General features: G+C 55.0%; 23 protein-coding genes. 2 read left to right on the top strand and 21 right to left on the bottom strand.

Translation table 11 applies throughout. The annotated features are described in order from the left end of the window. Positions 1-9: 9 nt before the first annotated feature. The 5 genes from deoA to I6L40_RS05665 all read right to left on the bottom strand — a co-directional run bounded on the left by deoA (position 10) and on the right by I6L40_RS05665 (position 5,180). Positions 10-1,341: a thymidine phosphorylase gene (deoA, locus tag I6L40_RS05685; RefSeq protein ID WP_019445563.1), complete on the bottom strand. Its 1,332-nt coding sequence runs from the start codon at positions 1,339-1,341 to the stop codon at positions 10-12. A gap of 109 nt (positions 1,342-1,450) precedes the next feature. Further along, entirely contained in the window at positions 1,451-2,224 is a 774-nt protein-coding gene (deoC, locus tag I6L40_RS05680) for a deoxyribose-phosphate aldolase (protein WP_033112950.1), read from the bottom strand. A gap of 389 nt (positions 2,225-2,613) precedes the next feature. Further along, a complete protein-coding gene (locus I6L40_RS05675; RefSeq protein WP_005340467.1) occupies positions 2,614-2,784 on the bottom strand; it encodes a XapX domain-containing protein in 171 nt (56 codons plus the stop codon). 125 nt (positions 2,785-2,909) lie between these two features. After that, complete coding sequence (locus I6L40_RS05670; RefSeq protein WP_033112949.1) at positions 2,910-4,184, bottom strand: NupC/NupG family nucleoside CNT transporter; 1,275 nt, start codon at positions 4,182-4,184, stop codon at positions 2,910-2,912. A 216-nt stretch (positions 4,185-4,400) separates the two neighbouring features. After that, complete coding sequence (locus tag I6L40_RS05665; protein WP_071913595.1) at positions 4,401-5,180, bottom strand: TatD family hydrolase; 780 nt, start codon at positions 5,178-5,180, stop codon at positions 4,401-4,403. A gap of 41 nt (positions 5,181-5,221) precedes the next feature. Here I6L40_RS05665 and I6L40_RS05660 point away from each other — a divergent pair, with 41 nt between their 5' ends. Next, the gene (locus tag I6L40_RS05660) at positions 5,222-5,848 is read left to right on the top strand and encodes a type II secretion system protein (RefSeq protein WP_071913593.1); all 627 of its coding nucleotides are present in this window, start codon (positions 5,222-5,224) and stop codon (positions 5,846-5,848) included. On the opposite strand, the gene I6L40_RS05655 is transcribed toward I6L40_RS05660, so the two are convergent. The 5 genes from I6L40_RS05655 to I6L40_RS05635 all read right to left on the bottom strand — a co-directional run bounded on the left by I6L40_RS05655 (position 5,817) and on the right by I6L40_RS05635 (position 9,296). Further along, positions 5,817-5,996 (bottom strand): DUF5363 family protein, encoded by a 180-nt coding sequence (locus I6L40_RS05655; RefSeq protein ID WP_071913591.1) that lies wholly within the window; start codon positions 5,994-5,996, stop codon positions 5,817-5,819. The two genes, I6L40_RS05660 and I6L40_RS05655, sit on opposite strands and share 32 nt — an antisense overlap. 148 nt (positions 5,997-6,144) lie before the next feature. Then, positions 6,145-6,654 (bottom strand): S-ribosylhomocysteine lyase, encoded by a 510-nt coding sequence (luxS, locus tag I6L40_RS05650; protein WP_033112946.1) that lies wholly within the window; start codon positions 6,652-6,654, stop codon positions 6,145-6,147. Positions 6,655-6,672: 18 nt separating this feature from the next. Further along, positions 6,673-7,326, bottom strand: a complete 654-nt coding sequence (locus I6L40_RS05645; RefSeq protein WP_050490096.1) for a transglycosylase SLT domain-containing protein — start codon at positions 7,324-7,326, stop codon at positions 6,673-6,675. Next, positions 7,326-7,664, bottom strand: coding sequence for a nitrogen regulatory protein P-II (gene glnB, locus I6L40_RS05640; protein ID WP_005308848.1), 339 nt, complete (start codon positions 7,662-7,664; stop codon positions 7,326-7,328). The genes I6L40_RS05645 and glnB overlap by 1 nt, the downstream gene beginning before the upstream one ends. A 9-nt stretch (positions 7,665-7,673) precedes the next feature. After that, positions 7,674-9,296, bottom strand: a complete 1,623-nt coding sequence (locus tag I6L40_RS05635; RefSeq protein WP_041209105.1) for an NAD+ synthase — start codon at positions 9,294-9,296, stop codon at positions 7,674-7,676. A 147-nt stretch (positions 9,297-9,443) separates the two neighbouring features. Between I6L40_RS05635 and I6L40_RS05630 the strand changes: the two genes are divergently transcribed. Continuing rightward, complete coding sequence (locus I6L40_RS05630) at positions 9,444-9,941, top strand: GspH/FimT family pseudopilin (RefSeq protein WP_043851171.1); 498 nt, start codon at positions 9,444-9,446, stop codon at positions 9,939-9,941. A 21-nt stretch (positions 9,942-9,962) separates the two neighbouring features. Here the strand turns inward: I6L40_RS05630 and tapY2 are convergent, their stop codons facing one another. The 11 genes from tapY2 to ribF form a co-directional block, all read right to left on the bottom strand. Further along, positions 9,963-10,226, bottom strand: a complete 264-nt coding sequence (gene tapY2 / locus I6L40_RS05625) for a type IVa secretion system protein TapY2 (RefSeq protein WP_302054915.1) — start codon at positions 10,224-10,226, stop codon at positions 9,963-9,965. 8 nt (positions 10,227-10,234) lie between these two features. Beyond that, the gene (locus I6L40_RS05620) at positions 10,235-13,837 is read right to left on the bottom strand and encodes a pilus assembly protein (protein ID WP_216995106.1); all 3,603 of its coding nucleotides are present in this window, start codon (positions 13,835-13,837) and stop codon (positions 10,235-10,237) included. A gap of 11 nt (positions 13,838-13,848) precedes the next feature. Then, positions 13,849-14,271, bottom strand: coding sequence for a PilX N-terminal domain-containing pilus assembly protein (locus I6L40_RS05615; RefSeq protein WP_041209101.1), 423 nt, complete (start codon positions 14,269-14,271; stop codon positions 13,849-13,851). Further along, entirely contained in the window at positions 14,268-15,266 is a 999-nt protein-coding gene (locus I6L40_RS05610) for a PilW family protein (protein ID WP_216995105.1), read from the bottom strand. Before I6L40_RS05610 ends, I6L40_RS05615 begins: the two co-directional genes overlap by 4 nt. Beyond that, on the bottom strand, positions 15,263-15,832 hold the full coding sequence (gene pilV, locus I6L40_RS05605; RefSeq protein WP_041209100.1) for a type IV pilus modification protein PilV: 570 nt from the start codon (positions 15,830-15,832) through the stop codon (positions 15,263-15,265). The genes I6L40_RS05610 and pilV overlap by 4 nt, the downstream gene beginning before the upstream one ends. Before the next feature lie 3 nt (positions 15,833-15,835). After that, complete coding sequence (gene tppA, locus I6L40_RS05600; RefSeq protein WP_033114080.1) at positions 15,836-16,243, bottom strand: type IVa pilus pseudopilin TppA; 408 nt, start codon at positions 16,241-16,243, stop codon at positions 15,836-15,838. A gap of 110 nt (positions 16,244-16,353) precedes the next feature. Beyond that, positions 16,354-17,289: a 4-hydroxy-3-methylbut-2-enyl diphosphate reductase gene (gene ispH / locus I6L40_RS05595; protein WP_216995104.1), complete on the bottom strand. Its 936-nt coding sequence runs from the start codon at positions 17,287-17,289 to the stop codon at positions 16,354-16,356. Next, the gene (gene fkpB / locus I6L40_RS05590) at positions 17,289-17,741 is read right to left on the bottom strand and encodes an FKBP-type peptidyl-prolyl cis-trans isomerase (protein WP_042030732.1); all 453 of its coding nucleotides are present in this window, start codon (positions 17,739-17,741) and stop codon (positions 17,289-17,291) included. Before fkpB ends, ispH begins: the two co-directional genes overlap by 1 nt. After that, entirely contained in the window at positions 17,738-18,235 is a 498-nt protein-coding gene (gene lspA, locus I6L40_RS05585; RefSeq protein ID WP_156853903.1) for a signal peptidase II, read from the bottom strand. Before lspA ends, fkpB begins: the two co-directional genes overlap by 4 nt. Further along, entirely contained in the window at positions 18,235-21,096 is a 2,862-nt protein-coding gene (gene ileS / locus I6L40_RS05580) for an isoleucine--tRNA ligase (RefSeq protein WP_216995103.1), read from the bottom strand. The genes lspA and ileS overlap by 1 nt, the downstream gene beginning before the upstream one ends. Beyond that, complete coding sequence (gene ribF / locus I6L40_RS05575) at positions 21,096-22,070, bottom strand: bifunctional riboflavin kinase/FAD synthetase (protein WP_216995102.1); 975 nt, start codon at positions 22,068-22,070, stop codon at positions 21,096-21,098. The genes ileS and ribF overlap by 1 nt, the downstream gene beginning before the upstream one ends. Positions 22,071-22,140: the final 70 nt, after the last annotated feature.

Here is a 22,140-nt window from a genome sequence, read left to right as displayed (position 1 = left end):
TTCCCCTTGTTACAAATCAGCCAGGGTGATACGGCGGTACACTTCAGGCAGTGCCTCGGGCCGCTCGCCACCAATCCGGACAGCCGCCTGCACCATGCTGGCAGCCTGAGCATATTGCTCTTCAGTCTGAGCGTGGATCATGGCGATCGGCTTGTCAGCATCGACGCTCTGACCCAGGCGGATAAAGTCGGTCAGACCAACCGCATAATCAAGTTTGTCACCGGCTGCGCGGCGACCACCGCCCATGGCGACCACGGCCAGACCCAGCTCGCGGGTATCCATGGCGGTTACGAAGCCGCTGTTGGCTGCATAGACCGGACGCACGATGGCCGCTTTGGGCAGGTAAGCGTCATAACGCTCCATGAAATCGGCCGGGCCACCCAGGCCAGTCACCATGCGACCGAATATCTCGGCCGCCTTGCCGTTATCCAGCACCGCCTGCAGCTTGGTGCGGGCATCGCGCTCGTCGCTGGCCAGACCGGCGGAAATCAGCATCTCGGCACACAGCGCCATGGTCACTTCGTGGATGCGCGGGTTGCGATATTCACCGGTCAGGTAGCGCACCGCTTCACGCACTTCCACCGCGTTACCGGCGCTGGAAGCCAGCACCTGGTTCATGTCAGTCAAGAGCGCTGAAGTGCGGCAACCGGCACCGTTGGCCACGGCCACAATACTCTTGGCCAGCTCTTCGGACGCTTCAAAGGTCGGCATAAAGGCGCCGGAGCCCACTTTCACATCCATCACCAGCGCTTCGAGCCCGGAGGCGAGCTTCTTGGAGAGGATGGAGCCGGTGATCATGGCGACAGATTCGACGGTGGCAGTAATGTCACGTACTGCATAGATACGCTTGTCGGCCGGGGCGAGATCGCCAGTCTGGCCGATGATGGCGACACCCGCCTCTTTCACCACTTTCAGGAAACGATCGTTGTCGACCGAGGTCTGGTAGCCGGGAATGGCATCCAGTTTGTCGAGGGTACCACCGGTGTGGCCCAGGCCACGGCCGGAGATCATCGGCACGAAACCGCCGCACGCAGCGACCATCGGGCCAAGCATCAGGGAGACAACGTCACCCACACCGCCGGTGGAGTGCTTGTCGACAATCGGGCCACCCAGATTGAGGTGATCCCAGGTCAATACCATGCCGGAGTCGCGCATGGCGCAGGTCAGGGCAACCCGCTCATCCATGGTCATATCTTTGAAGTAAACCGCCATCGCCAGCGCCGCAATCTGGCCCTCGCCGATGGTGTTATTGGTAATGCCCTGAACGAAGAATTGAATCTCTTGGGTACTGAGCGCTTCACCGTTGCGCTTCTTGCGAATAATTTCTTGAGGCAAAAACATCTTTCATTCCCTCCGCCATTGCTGGCGTTACACAAGCCTGAATCCTTGCCCGCGCACCACAGGTGGGGGCTTAACAGGGCGGACAGCAGTCCGCCCTCTCATCAACCTATTAGTAACCGCTGGTGTTGGCCGGCTTGTCGCCATGCCCCAGAGTGGCCAGCAGACTGGCCAGCAGGCTGGATGCACCAAAGCGGAAGGTACGGGCGGATACCCAGTCCTTGCCGAGGATCTCTTCGGCCATGGCCAGGTACTGACCCGCCACGGCGGCATCTTTCACGCCACCGGCCGGCTTGAAGCCGACTTTCGGATTCTTGGCCTTGATCACTTCCATCATGATGCGCGCCGCTTCCGGGGTCGCATTGACCGGCACCTTGCCGGTGGAGGTCTTGATGAAGTCGGCACCGGCATCGATACAGATTTCGGAAGCGCGACGGATCAACGCCTCTTCTTTCAGTTCGCCGGTTTCGATGATCACTTTCAGCAGCACGTTGGCACCACAGGCCTCTTTACAGGCTTTGACCAGATCAAAACCGATCTGTTCGTTGCCAGCCATGAAAGCGCGGTACGGGAACACCACGTCCACTTCGTCGGCACCGTAGGCGACAGCGGCACGGGTCTCGGCCACGGCGATCTCGATGTCGTCGTTGCCGTGCGGGAAGTTGGTCACGGTCGCAATGCGCACGTCGGCAGCGCCGATCTCACGCAGGGTCTTGCGAGCGATAGGAATGAAACGGGGGTAGATGCAGACGGCGGCGGTCAGACCGGCCGGTGACTTGGCCTTATGGCACAGGTCGATCACCTTCTGATCGGTATCGTCGTCGTTCAGGGTGGTCAGGTCCATCAGGTTCAGGGCGCGCTGGGCGGCCAGTTTCAGATCACTCATTCTGTTCTCCAAAGTCTCGATTTGATCCAGATAACCAGGCACCACCACAAGCTCCGAAAAGGAGATAGCAGTAGCAATTCCCAGCTATACGGGAATGGAATTACAGTGCGAAGGCTGAGGCACAACGACTGTAAATAAGGCAAGAGCCCTGTCACTTTCTTACAAAAGTGCGGACTTGGTTCCATGAAGACTTGAGAAAGGCAGAGCAACTCCGACCCGACTTCCCAATCAATTCCATTTGACCGCCAACACCCGATTTCATCGAGCATTAGTCATTGCCAGCACCCTGCTGGCAACGCCTATTTCAGCCGAGATACCCCCTGTTTGCAAGCCGGATTTGCCAATTTCAGAGGTACCTCACATCTGGCAAATCCGCATTCAAAAATGCCTTACGAAAAGAAGCGCGTCAGGATCCAGGAGTAGGCCAGCCCCCCTAGATAGACCCCGACAATCCCCATCACCCCGGACAAAACGGGAGGAGCAGGGATCGGCAATTTGAGGAAAGAAAACAACAAACCGACTATAAAGCCGGCCACCATCGCCAGTAGCACTTCATTCATATAACCTCCGATTTGACTCATTTTATTATTAGTTTAGATAGGAAAACGGTTGTCACCGCTCCATACGCGAACGCCACGGCAGATGCCGTGGCGTTCGTGTTTATACCCTGTCAGTCAGGCTGATATTACATGCCGGACAGTGCCAGGAAGAAGCCTGCGATGGTCGCAGACATCAGGTTGGACAGAGAGCCAGCCAGTACGGCTTTCAGACCAAATTTCGCAATGGTGCCGCGGCGGTTCGGTGCCATCGACCCCAGACCACCCAGCAGGATGGCAACGGAGGAGAGGTTGGCAAAACCACACAGTGCAAAGGAGATGATCGCCTTGGTGTGATCGGACATGGCCACACCGTTGATCAGCACCTCGTTTTTCAGGTACGGAGCGAAGTTCAGATAAGCCACGAACTCGTTCACTACCAGTTTCTGACCGATGAAGGAACCGGCAACAATCGCTTCACTCCAGGGCACACCGATCAGGAAGGCCAGCGGGGAGAAGATCCAGCCCAGCAGCAGTTCCAGAGAGAGCTGCGGATAACCGAACCAGCCACCCACACCGGAGAAGATACCGTTGATCATGGCGATCAGGCCGATGAAGGCCAGCAGCATGGCGCCGACGTTCAGAGCCAGTTGCATACCGGCAGAAGCGCCAGCGGCAGCGGCGTCAATGACGTTGGCCGGCTTGTCGTCCAGCTCGGCATCAGCGGAGCTTTCGTCATAGTTCGGGGTCTCGGTTTCCGGTACCAGCAGCTTGGCGAACAGCAGACCACCCGGTGCAGCCATGAAGGAGGCAGCGATCAGGTACTCCATCTTGACGCCCATGGAGGCGTAGCCAGCCAGAACGGAACCGGCAACAGATGCCAGACCACCACACATGACCGCGAACAGCTCGGAGTCAGTCATCTTGGAGATGTAGGGACGAACCACCAGCGGGGCTTCAGTCTGACCTACGAAGATGTTGGCAGTCGCAGAGAGGGATTCGGTACGGGAAGTGCCCAGCACTTTCTGCAGACCACCACCCAGCAACTTGATGACCATCTGCATGATGCCCAGGTAGTAGAGCACAGCGATCAGGGAAGAGAAGAAGATGATGACCGGCAGAACACGGAAGGCAAAGATAAAGCCGCCGCCACCGAACACTTCAAACATCTTGTTGCTGACCAGACCACCGAACAGGAATTCGATACCATTCTGGCCATAGCTGATTACGCTGGAGACTGCATCGGATACACCGACCAGAATATCGCGCCCAACCGGTACGTAGAGTACAAATGCACCCAGACCAGCTTGAATTGCAAACGCACCGGCTACGGTACGGACGTTGATTGCCTTGCGGTTGCTGGAGAACAGCACCGCGATAAGGACGAGCGTCGCCATCCCTACCAGACCCATGAACAAATTCATTATTATCTTCCTCTAGTAGCACCTGGCTTGTTAGCGAGTTGTAAATAAACCCAACTAATCAAGGGGAGCGCATTATACTAATTAAAGTCCGATAAAATAGAATGCTGGTCACATTTTATCGGTATCAAATTATTCAAGTGTCACAAAATTAGACAGCAAACGATTTTTACGCTTATTTTTTTCCCTGATAGCTCAACCACTTGTTACACCAATGTTTCATTTCCTTTTGCGATGCCGGAAAAGTCGCTCGGCATTATCAATTAACATAGTTGAAACATGCTCTGCAGATTCTTTTCGTATCCCCATCAATATCGCCGCAATTTCCGGCAGCGCTTCCGGTGTATTTCGCTCTCCTTGCCGCCCCTGTAGCGGCATATCCGGTGCATCGGTTTCCAGCACCAGCGATTCAAGCGGCATGGCCCGAAATACCTCACGGGTTTTGTTGGCCCGCTCATAGCTGATGACCCCGCCGACACCAAGATAAAAACCCAACTGCCAGAACGCCTCTGCTTGTTGCAGCGAACCGCTGAAGGCGTGGATCACGCCACCTCGAACCGGTTTGAAACGACGCAGCAGCTTGGCCACAGTGTCATTGGCCCGTACCGAATGAACTATCAATGGCAGCTCGAAATCCACTGCCAGCTTGATCTGCGCCTCGAACAGTTCGAGCTGCCTAGCCTGAGGTACATGGGAGCGCAGATCCAGTCCGCACTCACCGATGGCTACCAGCCCCTCGGGACGGCTCGATACCAGCTCCCGCAGCCGATCTATTACTCCTTCCTCTTGTTCACCGGCATACCAGGGATGAACACCCAGGCCATAGCACACGCCTGTGTGCTGGTTGGCCAGCGTCATCACACGGTGCCAGTTGGTCTCGGCAATAGCAGGAATGATATACTCCGTCACCCCGGATGCCTGGCAACGAGCCAGCAATGCCTCCCTGTCCTCGTCAAAGTCAGGAAAATCGAGGTGGCAATGGGTATCTGTCAGCTGCATATCACTCACACCTGTTTGTGGGATTTAATGGGTCATTGAAGATGATGAACAACAAACACCGTGGTTTTACCCTGATTGAGCTGGTGCTGGTCATCATCGTACTGGGGATCCTGGCAGTGGTGGCCCTGCCCCGTTTTATCAATATCAAGGATGATGCGCTAAAAAGCATGGTATCGGCGACTGCGGGCAATTTTGCCAGTGCGGCGCGCCTGGCCAATGCCGGCTGGGCGGTGGTGGTGAAGGGGCAATCCGTCGCGCTCTACAACCTGAGCAGTTTTGGCAACAGCACGATAGATATCAACCGCTATGGCTGGCCGGTGGGATCCGAAGAGGATTACAACAAGCCGGTAGACACCCCCTATCAGCCGGGATCGGGCAACCATATCTCGGTCAGCAACCAGTCAGACTGCCGACTGCTTTTTACCGATCTGCTGGATGGCAGTCAGAGCGTTGCGTCAACGGATCAGCCTGACGCAGTGCAGAAGCGGGCTGATTACCTTTCCACCATGATTGGCCCAGGTCATCCGGATGAAGATGAAGGCAACGAGATGCACTATAACTGCCGCTATATTCTGCGCGATTCTGTCGGTCGCTTCCCGGATTACCCGAATGGCCTGGGCTTTGAATACAACAGCGTTACCGGTGCCGTGACCCGCAATTTTCAGTAAGTGAATCATCACTGCCGGGATTGCACTCTTTCGATGGCTCCTCATCATAACGAACCGGCGTACAACAGCGCCGGTTCTCCTGAGTAAGTCCCCACTCTTCACACCACTCGTCGTAACGGGCCAACCAGCGTAGCAACACCCCTTTCATCGGCACTCCCTCCCGCAGTTGAAACACAAGCAGGAGAACATCCTAGCAGAGCGGTGAAAGTGAACAAGTCATCGCGATGCGACATAAACAGCGATAAAAAAACCGGCCAGCATTGCTGACCGGTTTTTCTCATCTTGACTCGATAGCCTTAGAGGCTTTTGAGCTTCTCTTCCGGCAGGGCCAGCTCGTCGTTGTGGTTAACGCCGATGCCGCGCTCCAGCACATGGCGAGCGATGGCATGGGCCTCTTCCAGCGAATGCATGCTGTAGGTGCCGCACTGATACTCGTTCAGCTCGGGGATCTTGCCCTGCTCCTGCACGGTCAGCACATCACTCATGGCTGCTTGCCAGGCAGCACCGACACGGGCCTCGTCCGGCGCACCGATCAGGCTCATGTAGAAGCCGGTACGGCAACCCATGGGGGAGATGTCGATGATCTCCACACCGTTGCCGTTCAGATGATCACGCATGAAACCGGCGAACAGGTGCTCGAGGGTATGGATACCCCGCTCGGAGAGGATCTCCTTGTTCGGTACGCAGAAACGCAGATCGAACACGGTAATGGTATCTTTGTTCGGGGTCTGCATGGTTTTGGCCACACGCACCGCTGGCGCTTCCATACGGGTGTGGTCAACGGTAAAACTGTCCAATAACGGCATTTCTGACTCCTGATTGGGTTACCAGAACCAGCCCCCGCGGGAGAGCTGATCCTTGCATTGTCGATACTGGGCGCCGTAGCGCTGGGCGCGAGCTTCCACCTTGCGCGAGGTTTTCATCAACCACCCCTTGCTGCGATAGCTGCCACGCCGATAGCCACCCCACCCTTCGTGATAATTGAGATACTGGCCATAGGCATCCCACTTGGAGGTGCCATTGAGCCGCTGGGCCTTGTTAGTGTACCAGCCCATAAAATCGATGGCGTCGGCAAAGTCATCGCGATCGCTCCAGCTATTGCCGGTCTCTCGCTGGTAATCAGCCCAGGTCTCGTCTTTCACCTGAGCGTAGCCATAAGCCGAGCTCGCCCGCCCGGTCGGAATAAAGAGGAAATACTCCATCGGCGGCTGGGCGTCGTGTACGAAGGAGGACTCCTGATACATCATGGCCATCACCACATGGATCGGCGTCCCCCACTTCTCGTTCATCTTGAGCGCGGCCTTGTGCCACTCCGGCTTCTCGCGAAAGATCTGGCACAGGTTTTCCGGCTGAGCCGGCGGGCGGGTACTGCACGCAGTGAGTACTACCAGCAAGCCTGCCACCGCCACGATGCGCTTTCGGGACAGCAGAGCAGAACTTGATTTGCTCTCCTGAACATAACGAGGCAAAAACGACATCAGATAGCGTCTTCGTTCTCTTCGCCGGTACGGATACGAATGACGCGCTCCACCTCGCAAACGAAGATCTTGCCGTCACCAATCTTGCCGGTGCGGGCAGTGTTCTGGATCGCTTCCAGACAGGCATCGAGATCCTCGTCCTGCACTACCAGCTCCACCTTCACTTTCGGCAGGAAGTCGACCATGTACTCGGCACCGCGATAGAGCTCGGTGTGCCCCTTCTGGCGGCCGAAGCCTTTGACTTCGGAGACGGTCATGCCGTTGATGCCAATCTCGGCCAGGGCCTCGCGCACATCGTCCAGCTTGAACGGTTTGATGATGGCTTCAATCTTCTTCATGGTGACTCCTTACCAGTTCTGTTTGCCAAACCCGGAAGTAATGGGGTAACGGCGATCCTTACCAAAGTTGCGGGCCGTGATACGGGGCCCAACCGCCGCCTGACGGCGCTTGTATTCGTTGAGATCCACGAGGCGGATCACCTTGCGCACCACCGCCTCCTCGAAGCCCTCTGCCACCATGTCGGCGACCGACGCATCCTCCTCTACGTAGCGCTTGAGGATGGCATCCAGGATGTCGTACGGCGGCAGACTGTCCTGATCCACCTGATCCGGCGCCAATTCTGCTGAAGGCGGACGGTCGATAACCCGCTGCGGGATAACGTAGTCGACCGAGTTGCGATATTCGCACAACTTGAAGACCAGCGTCTTCGGCACATCTTTCAACACGTCAAAACCGCCCGCCATGTCACCGTACAACGTGGCATAACCGACCGCCATCTCGCTCTTGTTGCCGGTAGTCAGCACAATACGACGACGTTTGTTGGAGAGCGCCATCAAGAGCACACCGCGGCAGCGTGCCTGCAGGTTCTCTTCGGTGGTATCGCGAGCGGTACCTTCAAACAGCGGCGCCAGCTGGGTCATAAACCCTTCGAACATCGGCTCGATGGAGATGATGTTGAACTCCACCCCCATCCGCTCGGCCTGCTCCTTGGCATCCTCCACGCTCATCTGGGCGGTGTAGCGGAACGGCATCATCACCGCCTGCACCTTGTCGGCACCGATGGCATCGGCTGCAATGGCCAGCGTCAGCGCCGAGTCGATACCGCCGGAGAGGCCCAGCACAGCACCGTGGAAACCGTTCTTGGTGACATAGTCGCGCACCGCCAGCACCAGCGCCTGATAGGTCTCGGCCAACGGCTCAAGCGGCGCCGCAGGTTCCCGCTCTTTCACCGGTTGACCATCAGCAAAGCGTACCAGCGCCAGCTCTTCGGCAAACGGTGCCAATTTGTGGGTCAACTCGCCCTGGCTGTTGAACACCTTGGAGCAGCCGTCGAAAATCAGCTCGTCCTGACCACATACCTGATTGAGGTAGACCAGCGGCAGACCGGTCTGATCGCAGCGCTCGGCCATCAGTTCGCGGCGGATCCAGGGTTTCTCCTGATCGTATGGCGACGCATTGATGGTGAGCAGCAGATCGGCCCCTGCCGCCTTGGCGGCCAGCGCCGGGCCCGGCTGCCAGAGGTCTTCGCAGATGAGCAGCCCCAGATTGTGACCACGGAAGGGAACCACACAAGTTTCAGTCGCGGCGGTGAAGTAGCGCTTCTCGTCGAATACCCCGTAGTTGGGCAGGTCCTGCTTGAAGTAACGGGCAATCAGCTTGCCGTGCTCATAGAGGGAGGCTGCGTTATAGAGCGCCTCCCCTTCACGCCAGGGATGCCCTACCAAAATGGCGCAGTTCCCCTGCCATTTGGCAATGCGAGCCAGCGCGGCATCGACCCGGATCATCAGGTCGGCGCGCAGCAGCAGATCTTCCGGTGGATAGCCAGTCAGAGCCAGCTCGGAACAAACCAGCAGATCGGCACCTTGCAGCTCGGCCTGAGCCGCCGCAGCGAGCACTTTGTCAGTGTTATCTTCGATGGCGCCTACCGTCAGATTCAACTGGGCAAGCATCAGAGAGAGGGCTTTTGCCATGGCGATGCATCTTGTATTCGAAAATGATGGGGAATGATAAAGAAAAGGGGGGCGATCTGCCAGTTCAAGACTGGTGTAACCATGTGACAGCCATCGGCAGTAAGGATAAGCTGTAGATAGTCACGGAACGACACACCTCAGGCCACCATGAAACAACGCGGATTTACCTTGCTGGAGCTGATGATCGCCATTGCATTGGGGGTCATACTACTTGCCATTGGTATCCCTGCCCTAAGTGACCTGCTCAAAGAGAACACCGCCAACTATGAAAGTGAGCGGTTGATGAAACACCTGCGCTTCGCGCGTAACGAAGCAATCAGTGAACAGCAAACCGTAAGCGCATGTCTAATCAACAACACAAGCCAGTGTGTTTCCAGCAATTCAACACAGTTCTTGGTATTTGCCGATACCAATAACAACTCCCAACTTGATAACGGTGAAACAGAGTTGGCACGTACCCCAACCTTTTCATCCAACGCAGCCATCACTTCCACCAGAACCCGGGTTCTGTTTGCTCCAGACGGTACCAGCCTGGGCACCAATATGACCATTAAAGTCTGTGTGAGCCAAGAACCGGAGATTGACCTGGTTATTGCCGTTTCTGGCCGCAGTAGCAGAACAGACACCACAACAATCTGTCCTTGAGTCAATCATCATGTACTACTGCTATCTTGGCTGCTCTTTCTCTTGTTTTCGGGCGGACTCGAGAGTGAAAGGTCGATCAACAGGCTGACATTCCAGCACTTTCCTCACCATCAACAGCTGCCCGTTTATCTCAAACCCCTTCTCCTGAAAGGCAATCTCAGGCTTTTTGTTATCCGCAATAGCGCCCTGCAATACAACATTCGCCCCATTCTCCAGTTCGACATAGCACTTACGGTCTACCGCTGCATGGGCACAGCTAACGCCCAGCAGAGTCAACAACAGCATACTCACTCTCATTGGGGTTCATCCTCGTAGAGGTATATCTTCTTGGGAGTCATATCCATTTCGGCCTCATCGGCCCCCTCTGAACATTGCCCGGCCCCGGTACAGCGGGTAGGTTGATTATTCCCGTCATCTTTCAGAATAACCTCTTCACCCGGAGCACCACCGATAATACGGATCTTGGCATCATCACCAGCATGTACCACGAGGTCATCAGCCACTTTATTATTGACCTCGATATAGCGTTCCGGAGACTGATTACCAGCCTGATCAACCGTATAGCGGAACGAAGTGCCATAGTGCATATCGACCATGTATTGCCGCATGGCACCTATCGACTGAATGGTACACTCCTCAAAAGATTGGACCTGCGGCAGGAAGGAGGTGAAATAAAGTTTGCCCTGAAGGACAACACCAGCCCCCATCGACTTTTCTCCCGTTTCATCCAGCCAATATTTCCACCCCATCTTGCTGGTCAGGGTTTTCTTGATCGCCAATATCTGCGTATCCGTTTTACCGAGGAAGGGGTCAGTTGTTACATCGTAGAGTTGATCAATAGTGATCGCCGATGGAGGAGTGACGGTGCGGTAGGATTTGGGTACAACCTGATAGTCCCGCAGCATGAAATAGGCATTGCTGACGGTCGATTCTGATGATGGGCGATTACGGTCGCCAGAACCAATCAAGACCGCATCGAAGGGGCGTTCGCTATAAACATACTGGCTATTTTTTACTTCCCACCCCTTATTGATTGTTCTTACCAATACAGGTTGAGTGAAGAAGCGCCGATCTTCACTTTGCTGTGTGTCGGAACCCAGACTGGCAAATTTGAATACACTCCAATCTGTTTTATTGGTTCCTGGCAAATCCATTCGCCAGATATTTCCGCCAGTATCGCTGGCATAAATACGGTCGACTTTGCCATCGCCATCACTATCAAGAGTCGCCACACTACCAGGCATACTGTCCAGCATGGTGCTGACTTGCAGGTTTGTCGTACTGTTGGCAGCTGGCGTTGCACTGTATATCAGCCCACCAGTATTGGCATTCACTATATAAATACCCGCACCACTACTATCAGAACTACCCAGCCCGAGAGTACTTTTATTCAGATCATAACCACCGGCAAAGATTACTACCGGATCGGTAACGCCGGGAACAAATGCCACTTCAGGGACAGACCAGGTCTGCCCCAACTGCGAAAAACCACCCGAGTCGGGTGTAATAGACCACTTCAGTGTTGGTGCATCGGGATTTGTGACATCAAAGGCATAATAGTTTTTACCGCCACTACGCAATCCGACAAACATCCAGACATAATCACCCTCTGATGCTTTTATCACCCCATTTTGGTTAGCATCTTTGATGAGTGCTACGGGAGAGGAGTCGACACCAAATACGTGAGCAGATGATTCACTATTTTGCCGTAATGCTTTTTGAGTGGCTAACAGCGGATAGGGCATCATGGCCCAGGTTTCATCAACAGATGAACCAAGATCCTTGAACATATGCAGAAAACCGGCATTGGTTCCCATGATAATACGCAAGTCCGGGGTACAACTAGTCTGTCCTTGTGCAATAGTACAACCGTAGTTGATGACTAAAGGTCTGGAGTGCAGGGGATCACCCAATATATATTTCCTGATTGTCGTACTGCTGTCGTTATCTTCGTTGTCGACATCACTACCAGTAATCCAGCTGAACATATTATCCAGTTCAGAGACGTCAGATAACTGCATCAGTGAACGTAGCGCCTCAGCACTGCCAGCCATTGTCTGGGCGTTGCTGCGTGTAAAGCTGTCAAGGCGCTTGGGAGATGCCTTGTCATTGATGAGATAAAGATTGCGGTTACTTTTATCGGCAAGCATCTCCTGCACACCACCTTTTGCAACCAGATTACCGTCATCCTCTGATGACCAAAAAGTTCTGGCCCCCTCCAGAATTGTGCCATCACTCTTTATCGCCGGTAATGTAGTGGTATCAACTACATATCCCTTGTCAGACAAGACCAGCTTTTTCAGATTACCTTTCCATCGCGGACCCGTATCAGGTTCAAACATGGCATAGTAAATATTATTAAGACTTCTGGTTCGGTCAAAGTTATTTGTTGCAATAGCCGGAGATACCAGAGAGGTATTGATGCGCAATATGGCAAGTAAAGATGACTTCAGCGCCTGACTGAGTGCTTCAGCACTGGTCGCAGGATAATATAGTCCGCCACCACGACGAGCTGTTTCCGCTAACAGGTTACCCGCACCACTAACAGCATCATCTCCGAACCCGACAGTAAAGGTGGTCACAGTCTGAATACCAGATGAACCAGGATTCACATCCTTGTTCTTCATATACCCAGCAAGAGCAGCCAGATAACTGGTGCTGCCCCTAGTACCATAACCAACGGTTGTACCATACGCAGCCTTTTCAGTCGGATTCAAGGTGCTGATCAACCCCTGAACAAGCGAGTTTGCATTTGTATCTTGTGTCGGCTCACCATCCGTAATGTAAATTACATAACCGTTATTTGAGCATTTATCATAAGGCGCTTTATATGTATCGACAGGATATTCAGCCAATTTATCTCGGGTTGGTGTACGTGCATCATCATCATCTCCAAAATAAACTTCTTGGCCACCAAAAAAACGATATGCCTCATAGAGCGTTTCACATAATGGTGTATTGGTTTCTGCCCCCAAGCTGTCTATGGTCGACAATATATTGTTTTCCGCCGTAACACCATTACCCATATCGGTATCGTTACTCAGAATTCGACGTACGATACGCCCACCACTTTTCGAACCATCACTGTCATTATAGTTATATACCGCCAAGCCAAAGTCTACACCGGGTGTTGAAGATATCAGCCCCTTCACTGCATCTTTTGCCACTTGTAGTCGAGATTTAAGTCTTGGACTAGTCGGCCCATAATACCATCTAATATAGTTAGCACTATACAGAGTCACGGATGTATTACTACCAGAGGCCACGCTATTTATATTTGTTGTATAATACCATAACCCACTACTGTTGGATGATTTATTTACTGGGTAACCACTGGTAATTCCTCCAACTAGCAAACCAGTGCCAGAATATGGATTACTTTGATTTCGGGCAGAAATATCCTGCTTACAATCAATCAGAGTAAAGTCTGATTCTGTTCGACCAGATACGGTTTCCCATGTTCCTTGTCGAGGCAAGCCACCTGAATAACTTGAGTAACGATATCTCCATACCTGTGACTGGAAGAAGCCGACTGTAGATAATGGTATCTTGGATGATGCGCATGCATTTATTTTATCTGAGAATCGCTGGTTACTTGTTATCGAAGGTATCGAGCCATCAGTAGAAAAATAAATATATTTTTTGTCGCCCCCTATATCTGGGTCATCATCAAGAGGCGGATATGTTTTATTTTTGTCATAATCTTCCCCGACATACATGGTCTCGCGCATACTTCCTGAGTTATCAAAGATAACCAGGATTTTGGGTCTGAAGTCACCTGCTTTTGAAAAATCATAAATAAACAGCTCGGTGTCATCAGAATAACTGCTGCTTGCCAAGACCGGCATGGCGGCCATTACGGTGCAAAGCAGCAAGGCTCGTCCATGTTCGCGCATATCCTATGCTCCTATTCCGCCTTTAACAGGGGTTGCTCTACCCCAGCAGTCCAATTCATTGCACGACTGTTCTTGCCATATGTTGCTGCAGCCTGCAGCTCAACATAACGACAAGAAGGGATAACATTCTGGCTACTGGCATCCACTTTCCGCTTGCAGACGCTTTCACCACGCCGTTCCATATTGACCGTATTTCCATTAACCGAGATTGCAGAACTGGCCCCCATAGTCGCAATCTTGCTCGACAGACCAGCTTGCAATAATGCGCTCTCTATCATCCCTTCAATCCGATGCTCGGCCTGCTGCAAACTGGCAGCAGCCCCCGCCATTTTGAGATCCACACCACTGGACTGCATCATCACGACTGCAATCAGGGTCAGTGGTACCAGGATGACCAAAGCCACGATCAACGCAACGCCTCTGGCTCGTCTCATTTGCCACCTCCAGCAATGGCAGCAGGGTTACGCAATGCAATGGATGTCTCCAGAAGCAATCGCCGAAAACCATCACCGCTACCGGCGACCTGAATATTACCAACCTGATATGTGTTGTTATTTACATATTTTGATGAAGCTTGCAGAGAGCGAACAAGAATAAACAGACGTGCTGCAATGACACGTCCTTCATTCCATTCATTACTGGCAACAGAACTGATTGACACATATTTGTCTATTCGCCCATCCTGAACTGGACTGGCATCTACACCGTATAGCAAAGTTATTTTTTCTATACCTTGTGCAAGTGCGCCAGATATATCCCATGATCCATCGTTGGCAGTCAGCATGCGCTTGTGTAATTCAGGGACTCCACTGTTATCCACAATATGGTAGATGTAATGCTGGTACTCCCATAACTGTCTATTTGGCATAGCAGTATTATCAGGAGGGGCTTCATTGCCGCGAAATATAACAGCAGACTGAGGCGTCGTTGCCATATAGAACCTATTTGCAGAGAGTGCACTGTCTGCCAAGGGGAAACCTATCAACCGCTTGATGCTGATGATGTCTGAATTCGCAACCCTGTTGGCCGATGCAATACAGCTGAATGCATTGCCTGTGATCAGCTTGTTGGCATCAATATGTGTCGCCCATACACCACGTACTGGTGCGGATGCTGATGGGAAACTTCCTTCACCACGCTCATCCAAGCAATCTTTGCTAGAAGTAATAACAGCACCAGAAGTTATCGTTACCCCTGAGTTCAGCTGCATCGGCATACCGGTATAATCGCCCCAAAAACCGGCCCACTTGAGATCCTGAGCTATCAGACGCATCGCCAATCGCCCGTTTTCCTGCAACTCGCTCTGGTCAAACGCATCTTCAGAAGTCGTTCTGGAAGCAACGAACACACTCAGCACACCACCTAGCAGAAAAACACCGATCACCATAGCAATCAGCCATTCCACCAAGGTAAAACCACGGCTATTCATAAGGTGGTCGTCAATACGTATTGACGCCTCGTCAAGTCGACCCCGGATATGCCGCAAGCATTGGTTGTGGCTGATGCGATAGCACTTGAACCATCATGGGAGGCCTTGCGACCAGCCCAGAAAATGGCCACGGTCAGCGAGTCACTCGCCCCCTTGATGATGCAACCGACAGGATTGTTGAGCGTGGAGCCAGCACCCGATGCGGCACTACCTATCAGGGACTGACGCCAGTAGTAGAGATCGAGCGCCAGCATATTGGCATCACTGCAGTTGCTCATGGTGCCATCAGCATTGGCACAGGATGGTAGCGATGATGTACTCGAACTGACGATCCAGGTATTACTGGATTGCGCCTCCCAGATAGCCCGATTGACCTTGATCCGCTCCACCATGTCGTTCGCCAACCAGCTGGCTATGGTGCGCTGTCTCGCCTCATATCCTGCGAATTTGGATTGCGCCTGCATGGCGACCAGCCCCAGCAGACCAAAAGAGAGCACAACAGCAGCAATCATCACTTCAAGCAGGCTGAAACCGGAGGGCACACTATCAAAACCTGTGCGTTTCATGACCTAGTTCCAGCAATTATTGTTGGTTGCATTGCTGATATTTTTTGCGCTCTTGGTGCCATTTTGGTCGATAGAGAAAATAATGCAGTCTCGGTCAGAGCCCTGTGCACCTGAGGCTGTCGCAGTCAGGGTATAGGTATTAGCGGCAGCAGAAATAACCAGATGGTAAAAACCGGAATCTGAATTGTCAGAGATATTGAGTGCCGACGCCGAAGAGGCGTACTGATTGAAGTCCATAAAATAGCTCTCTTGCCGGTTGGCGGCATCAAGCAGCATCTTTTTCGCATCGACACGATGACTGGTCAGCAAATATTGCTGATAGGCGGGATAAGCGATGGTGCCAAGGATCGCCACAATGGCGACAACAACCATCAACTCAATAAGAGAAAAGCCACGAAAGTATCCAATCATATCCCATCCTTGGTGACAGACTGCTTCATAAGTTTAACGCCGAGCCTGTCACTAGAACAAACCCGGCGTCAATATCATTGCACTTTATTCTTAAGCCTTGCTGGCGTCACTCAAATGATTCTAAGTTCCGGCGGTACTTCAAACACCACGTTCTCTTCGCGACCGGGATGCTCGGCGACCACCTTGCCGCCCAGCTCGCGCAGGCGAGTAATGACGGATTGCACCAGCACCTCGGGGGCGGAGGCTCCGGCAGTGACGCCAATCGCCTTGACCCCTGCCAGCCAGTCGGCCTCGATCATGGAGGCGTCGTCGATGAGGTAGGCCTTGGCCCCCACCTTCTCGGCCAGCTCCCGCAGACGGTTGGAGTTGGAGGAGTTGCGTGACCCCACCACCAGCATGGCTTCCACTAGCCCCGCCATCTCCCGCACCGCATCCTGACGGTTCTGGGTGGCGTAGCAGATGTCATCCTTGCGCGGCCCCTGAATGTTGGGGAAGTGCTTGCGCAGCGCATCGATCACGTCCGAGGTCTCATCCACACTCAGGGTGGTCTGGGTGACGAAACAGAGGTCATCCGGGTTCTTCACCTTGAGTTTGGCCACATCGTCCGGCGTCTCCACCAGATACATGCCACCCTCACGGTTCTCGTACTGACCCATGGTGCCGATCACCTCGGGGTGGCCGGCATGACCGATAAGCACGGCTTCGGAGCCCTTGCGACTGGCGCGATGGACTTCCATGTGAACCTTGGTCACCAGCGGACAGGTTGCATCGAATACCTTGAGGGCGCGGGACTTGGCCATCTCGCGCACCGCCTTGGAGACGCCGTGGGCGGAGAAGATAACGATGCTGTCGTCCGGTACCTCGTCCAGCTCTTCGACGAAGACGGCGCCCGCATCTTTCAGCTTGTTCACCACGTAGCGGTTGTGCACCACTTCATGACGGACATAGATGGGAGCACCGAACTTCTCCAGCGCACTCTCGACGATGCTGATGGCACGGTCGACACCGGCGCAGAAGCCACGGGGGTTAGCCAGCAGAATATCCATCAGTGAACCTTCTCCTCGTCATCAACCCCCAGGATCTCCACCTCGAAGGTGACGGTGTGACCGGCCAGGGGGTGGTTGAAATCGACCGTGACCGACATCCCTTCCACCGCCCGGATGATCCCCGGCAGCTCGCTGCCGTTGGGCTGGTCGAACAGGATGATGGTGCCGACCTTGGGCTCTACATCGGCGCCAAACTTGGCGCGATCCAGATGGTAGATGTTGTCGGGGTTGGAGAGACCAAAGGCCTCCTCCGGCGCCAGCGTAAAGCTCTTGCTCTCCCCTTCGCGCAGCCCCAGCAGGCACTGCTCGAAGCTTGGCGTCAGACTGCCATCGCCCATCCGCAGACGGGCCGGTTTACCGTGCAGCGCCGTGCTGTCGGCCACCGAGTCATCTTCCAGCTTGATGGTGAAGTGAAACAGCACGCTGCTGTCAGCGGTGATCTGCTGGCTCATGCCTGCTCCTTTTTCTCGCCACGAAAGCCATCCAGCACGATCATGGCAGCCCCGATAAAGATGAAGCTGTCGGCAAGATTGAATGCCGGCCAATGCGCACGCTGCCAGTAAAAGTCGAGGAAATCGACCACATGGCCCAGCACCAGTCGATCAAAGACGTTGCCGAGGGCACCGCCAATGATCAGCGAATAGGCGATGCCGCTCCAGCGCTGAGCAACCGACTGCTTGCGCAACCAGTGGATCAGCAATCCACAGATGGCAAAAGCGAGCAGGGCAAAGAACCAGCGCTGCCAGCCCCCCTGATCAGCCAGGAAGCTGAAAGCAGCGCCCTTGTTGTAGACATGAACCAGGTTGAAGAAGGGGGTGATCTCCACCCCCGGATAACCAAATGGCAGCAACTTGACCACGGCGAGCTTGCTCGCCTGGTCCAGAACAAAGGCCAGCACCGCCAGCCACAGCCAACGCAGGCCGCTTTTATGTTGAGTCATGTTCATCAGGCAAATTGACGCGTTTCGCCGTCACCCTCGACGTTGGTGACGCAGCGGCCACAGATCTCTTCGTGACCCGCAATGGTGCCCACGTCCTCTACGTGGTGCCAGCAGCGGTCGCACTTGGCGGCGACAGACTGGGCAACGCTCAGCCACAGGTCATCGCGCTCGGTCGCCACGGCATCTGCCGGTGCGGCATCGACGCTGACTACCTTGGCCTTGGAGGTGAGCAGCACGAAGCGCAGCTCATCGGCCAGCGCGTTCAGACGCGCAGCCAGCTCCGGCTTGGCGAACAGGGTCAGTTCGGCCTGCAGGGAGCCGCCGATGCGCTTCTCGCCACGAGCCACTTCCAGCGCCTTGTTCACTTCACCGCGTACGGTGAGGATCTCGGCCCAGAACTCGTCGTTCAGCACTTCGCCCGCTTCCAGCCCGAATAGGCCATCGTACCACTCCTCGGTGAAGACGAACTCACCGCGCTCGCCCGGCAGCAGGGCCCAGATCTCATCGGCGGTGAAACTCATGATCGGCGCCATCCAGCGCACCATGGCTTCGGCGATGTGATAGAGGGCAGTCTGGCAGGAGCGACGGGCCAAGCTGTCGGCCTTGGCGGTGTACTGGCGGTCCTTGATGACATCCAGATAGAAGGAGCCCATCTCGATGGAGCAGAACTGCATCAGCTTCTGGGTCACGCCGTGGAAGTTGTACTCGTCGAACGCAGCCACGATCTCGGCCTGTACCGCTTTGGCACGACCGACAGCCCAGCGATCCACCACTACCATGTCGGCAGGCGCCACCATATCGGTCGCCGGATTGAAGCCGTTCAGGTTGGCCAGCAGGAAACGGGCAGTGTTGCGAATACGACGATAAGCATCGGCAGAGCGCTTGAGGATCTCGTCGGAGACGGTCATCTCGCCAGTGTAGTCAGTGCTCGCTACCCAAAGACGCAGGATGTCGGCACCCAGCTTGTTCATTACGTCTTGCGGGCTGACCACGTTGCCGATGGACTTGGACATCTTGCGACCCTGACCATCCACGGTGAAGCCGTGAGTCAGCACCTGGTTGTAGGGAGCCTTGTCTTTCATGGCCACGCCGATCATCAGGGAGGACATGAACCAGCCACGGTGCTGGTCAGAACCTTCCAGATACATGTCGGCCGGCTTGCCGTTGAACTCGGGACGGGCATCGACCACGGAGGCATGGGTAGAACCGGAGTCAAACCAGACATCGAGAGTGTCAGGCACTTTCTCGTAATTGTCGGCATCGGCGCCCAGCAGCTCGGCCTTGTCCAGATCCCACCAGGCCTGGATGCCGGACTGCTCGACCCGCTTGGCCACCTCTTCCATCAGACGGACAGATTCCGGATGCAGTGCCTGCGTCTCCTTGTGAACGAACAGGGAGATGGGTACGCCCCAGGTACGCTGACGGGAGATACACCAGTCCGGACGATTCTCGACCATCGCCTGAATGCGGTTTTTACCCCAGGCCGGCACCCAGCCGCTCTGACCGTGCTGGGCAATGCCCTCTTTCTCGATACGCTCGATCTCTTCAAGAGCACGCTTGCGCAGACCCTTCTGCTCCATGCTGATGAACCACTGCGGGGTGGCACGGAAGATGATCGGGGTCTTGTGACGCCAGCAGTGCGGATAGGAGTGGTTGAACACCTTGTGGTGCAGCAGGGCGCCACGCTCGGTCAATACCTCGACGACCGCTGCGTTGGCCTTGAATACGTGCTGGCCGGCAAACAGTTCGGTATCCGGCAGATAGACGCCGTTGCTGCCAACCGGGTTGGCCACTTCCAGACCGTACTTCTGACCGACTACGAAGTCTTCCTGACCGTGGCCAGGGGCGGTGTGAACGGCACCGGTACCGGCATCCAGAGTGACGTGATCGCCCAGTACCACCGGCACATCAAAGCTGTAGAAGGGGTGGTTGAAGCGCAGCAGCTCCAGAGCCGCACCTTTGGCGTAGCCCAGGTTGTGGTAGTGCTCGATACCGGCGCGATCCATCACATCCTTGACCAGCTCGGCGGCCAGGATCAGACGCTCGGGGTTCTCCCCTTCAACCTGAACCAGTGCGTAGTCCAGATCGGCGTGCATGGCGATGGCGCGGTTGGCCGGCAAGGTCCACGGGGTAGTGGTCCAGATCACGGCAGAGAGGGTGCCTTTGCCGGTGTGGCCTTCGGCGCAGTCAAACTTGGCGGCAACAGCGGCCTCGTCGACGGCCTTGAAGCGCACGTCGATGGAGGGGGAGTTCTTGTCGTAGTACTCAACCTCGGCTTCAGCCAGCGCGGAGCCGCAATCGGTACACCAGTGCACCGGCTTGGAGCCTTTATGCAGGTGGCCGTTTTCAACAATCTTGGCCATGGAGCGGATGATGTTGGCTTCGGTGCCAAAATCCATGGTCAGGTAGGGATGTTCCCAGTCACCCAGCACGCCCAGACGGATGAAGTCGGTCTTCTGCGCTTCGATCTGGGTCTTGGCGTATTTGCGGCACTCGGCGCGGAATTCGGCAGCGGAAACCTTCTCGCCCGGCTTGCCGACCATGCCTTCTACTTTCAGTTCGATAGGCAGACCGTGGCAATCCCAACCCGGCACATAGGGGGAATCGAAGCCAGAGAGGCCCTTGGACTTGATGATGATGTCTTTGAGGATCTTGTTGACCGAGTGACCGATGTGAATGTTGCCGTTCGCATAGGGGGGGCCATCGTGCAGAATGAAAGAAGGCTTGCCCGCTTTGGCGCGGCGAATAGCGCCGTAGAGATCCTGATCGTACCAACGTTTCAGCATGTTGGGTTCGCGCTTGGCCAGATCGCCACGCATCGGAAACTCGGTTTCCGGAAGATTCAGGGTGTGTTTATAGTCGCTCATCAGTCCTGGGTTCCCTTCTTTTCTAAAAGAGTGCTGGGTAAATGAAATTGCGGCAGCCCGAACCAGGCTCGGGCCGCCAGGGCATCTCGTTCGATCTGCTCTTTCAAGGCAGAGAAAGAGTCAAATTTCTGCTCTTCGCGCAGCTTGTGGCGAAGCAGCACCTTGACCTGTTGACCGTAAAGGTCACCAGAAAAATCAAACAGATGTACTTCCAATCTGGCTTGTGTACCGCTCAAGGTCGGCCGTACACCCACATTGGCTACACCGGGGAAGGTCTTGCCGGAACATATCACTTCCACCGCAAACACGCCACCGACCGGGATTACCTGACGCTTGAGGGCCAGATTGGCGGTGGGAAAACCTATGGTGCGCCCCAGCTTGTCGCCGTGGGCCACCCGGCCGCTGATGGCATAAGGACGGCCGAGCATCAGCTCAACCTCCGCCATGCGGCCCGCCTTGAGCGCCTCGCGCACTAGGGTGCTGCTGACCCGCTGACGGGATAGCTGGAAGCTCTGGGTGCTGATCACCTCGAAACCGAAGCGCTGGCCCGCCGTCTCCAGCAGGTGGAAGTCTCCTTCCCGCCCCCTGCCGAAGCGAAAATCGTCGCCGACCACCAGATAGCGCACGCCAAGCTTCTCGACCAGCAGCTGCTCGATGAAGGTGGCAGCCGCCTGACTGGCAAAGCGATGGCTGAAGCGTACGCAGAGCATGCGGTCGATCTGCAGCCCCTTGAGCGCTTCATACTTCTCGCGCAAGCGGCTCAGGCGTGCCGGCGCCTCGCTACCGGCAAACAGCTCCAGCGGCTGCGGCTCGAACAGCATGACGCAGGCGGGCAATCCCAGCTGGGCCGCTTTCTCCCTGAGACGTGCCAGTACCGCATGGTGACCCTGATGAACCCCATCAAAGTTGCCAATGGTCAATACACATCCCCGGTGACGGGGCTTGAGATTGTGAATACCGCGAATAAGCTCCATCGCTGCCTTGTGCGTTGCTGCTGTCGAAATCGCCGGATTATATATCAGGCGGCCATCAGGGTCAGCCCTG

The sequence above is a fragment of the Aeromonas sp. FDAARGOS 1410 genome, assembly GCF_019048745.1.
Classification (GTDB): domain Bacteria; phylum Pseudomonadota; class Gammaproteobacteria; order Enterobacterales; family Aeromonadaceae; genus Aeromonas; species Aeromonas jandaei.
Note: the sequence above shows the minus strand (reverse complement) of the source record. Positions and strands in the feature narration are given on the sequence as shown.

What these genes read in the sequence shown, in the direction of transcription:
- deoA (WP_019445563.1), bottom strand. Translation starts at nt 1,341, where the DNA reads ATGTTTTTGCCTCAAGAAATTATTCGCAAGAAGCGCAACGGTGAAGCG.
- deoC (WP_033112950.1), bottom strand. Translation starts at nt 2,224, where the DNA reads ATGAGTGATCTGAAACTGGCCGCCCAGCGCGCCCTGAACCTGATGGAC.
- I6L40_RS05675 (WP_005340467.1), bottom strand. Translation starts at nt 2,784, where the DNA reads ATGAATGAAGTGCTACTGGCGATGGTGGCCGGCTTTATAGTCGGTTTG.
- I6L40_RS05670 (WP_033112949.1), bottom strand. Translation starts at nt 4,184, where the DNA reads ATGAATTTGTTCATGGGTCTGGTAGGGATGGCGACGCTCGTCCTTATC.
- I6L40_RS05665 (WP_071913595.1), bottom strand. Translation starts at nt 5,180, where the DNA reads ATGCAGCTGACAGATACCCATTGCCACCTCGATTTTCCTGACTTTGAC.
- I6L40_RS05660 (WP_071913593.1), top strand. Translation starts at nt 5,222, where the DNA reads ATGATGAACAACAAACACCGTGGTTTTACCCTGATTGAGCTGGTGCTG.
- I6L40_RS05655 (WP_071913591.1), bottom strand. Translation starts at nt 5,996, where the DNA reads ATGAAAGGGGTGTTGCTACGCTGGTTGGCCCGTTACGACGAGTGGTGT.
- luxS (WP_033112946.1), bottom strand. Translation starts at nt 6,654, where the DNA reads ATGCCGTTATTGGACAGTTTTACCGTTGACCACACCCGTATGGAAGCG.
- I6L40_RS05645 (WP_050490096.1), bottom strand. Translation starts at nt 7,326, where the DNA reads ATGTCGTTTTTGCCTCGTTATGTTCAGGAGAGCAAATCAAGTTCTGCT.
- glnB (WP_005308848.1), bottom strand. Translation starts at nt 7,664, where the DNA reads ATGAAGAAGATTGAAGCCATCATCAAACCGTTCAAGCTGGACGATGTG.
- I6L40_RS05635 (WP_041209105.1), bottom strand. Translation starts at nt 9,296, where the DNA reads ATGGCAAAAGCCCTCTCTCTGATGCTTGCCCAGTTGAATCTGACGGTA.
- I6L40_RS05630 (WP_043851171.1), top strand. Translation starts at nt 9,444, where the DNA reads ATGAAACAACGCGGATTTACCTTGCTGGAGCTGATGATCGCCATTGCA.
- tapY2 (WP_302054915.1), bottom strand. Translation starts at nt 10,226, where the DNA reads ATGCTGTTGTTGACTCTGCTGGGCGTTAGCTGTGCCCATGCAGCGGTA.
- I6L40_RS05620 (WP_216995106.1), bottom strand. Translation starts at nt 13,837, where the DNA reads ATGCGCGAACATGGACGAGCCTTGCTGCTTTGCACCGTAATGGCCGCC.
- I6L40_RS05615 (WP_041209101.1), bottom strand. Translation starts at nt 14,271, where the DNA reads ATGAGACGAGCCAGAGGCGTTGCGTTGATCGTGGCTTTGGTCATCCTG.
- I6L40_RS05610 (WP_216995105.1), bottom strand. Translation starts at nt 15,266, where the DNA reads ATGAATAGCCGTGGTTTTACCTTGGTGGAATGGCTGATTGCTATGGTG.
- pilV (WP_041209100.1), bottom strand. Translation starts at nt 15,832, where the DNA reads ATGAAACGCACAGGTTTTGATAGTGTGCCCTCCGGTTTCAGCCTGCTT.
- tppA (WP_033114080.1), bottom strand. Translation starts at nt 16,243, where the DNA reads ATGATTGGATACTTTCGTGGCTTTTCTCTTATTGAGTTGATGGTTGTT.
- ispH (WP_216995104.1), bottom strand. Translation starts at nt 17,289, where the DNA reads ATGGATATTCTGCTGGCTAACCCCCGTGGCTTCTGCGCCGGTGTCGAC.
- fkpB (WP_042030732.1), bottom strand. Translation starts at nt 17,741, where the DNA reads ATGAGCCAGCAGATCACCGCTGACAGCAGCGTGCTGTTTCACTTCACC.
- lspA (WP_156853903.1), bottom strand. Translation starts at nt 18,235, where the DNA reads ATGAACATGACTCAACATAAAAGCGGCCTGCGTTGGCTGTGGCTGGCG.
- ileS (WP_216995103.1), bottom strand. Translation starts at nt 21,096, where the DNA reads ATGAGCGACTATAAACACACCCTGAATCTTCCGGAAACCGAGTTTCCG.
- ribF (WP_216995102.1), bottom strand. Translation starts at nt 22,070, where the DNA reads ATGGAGCTTATTCGCGGTATTCACAATCTCAAGCCCCGTCACCGGGGA.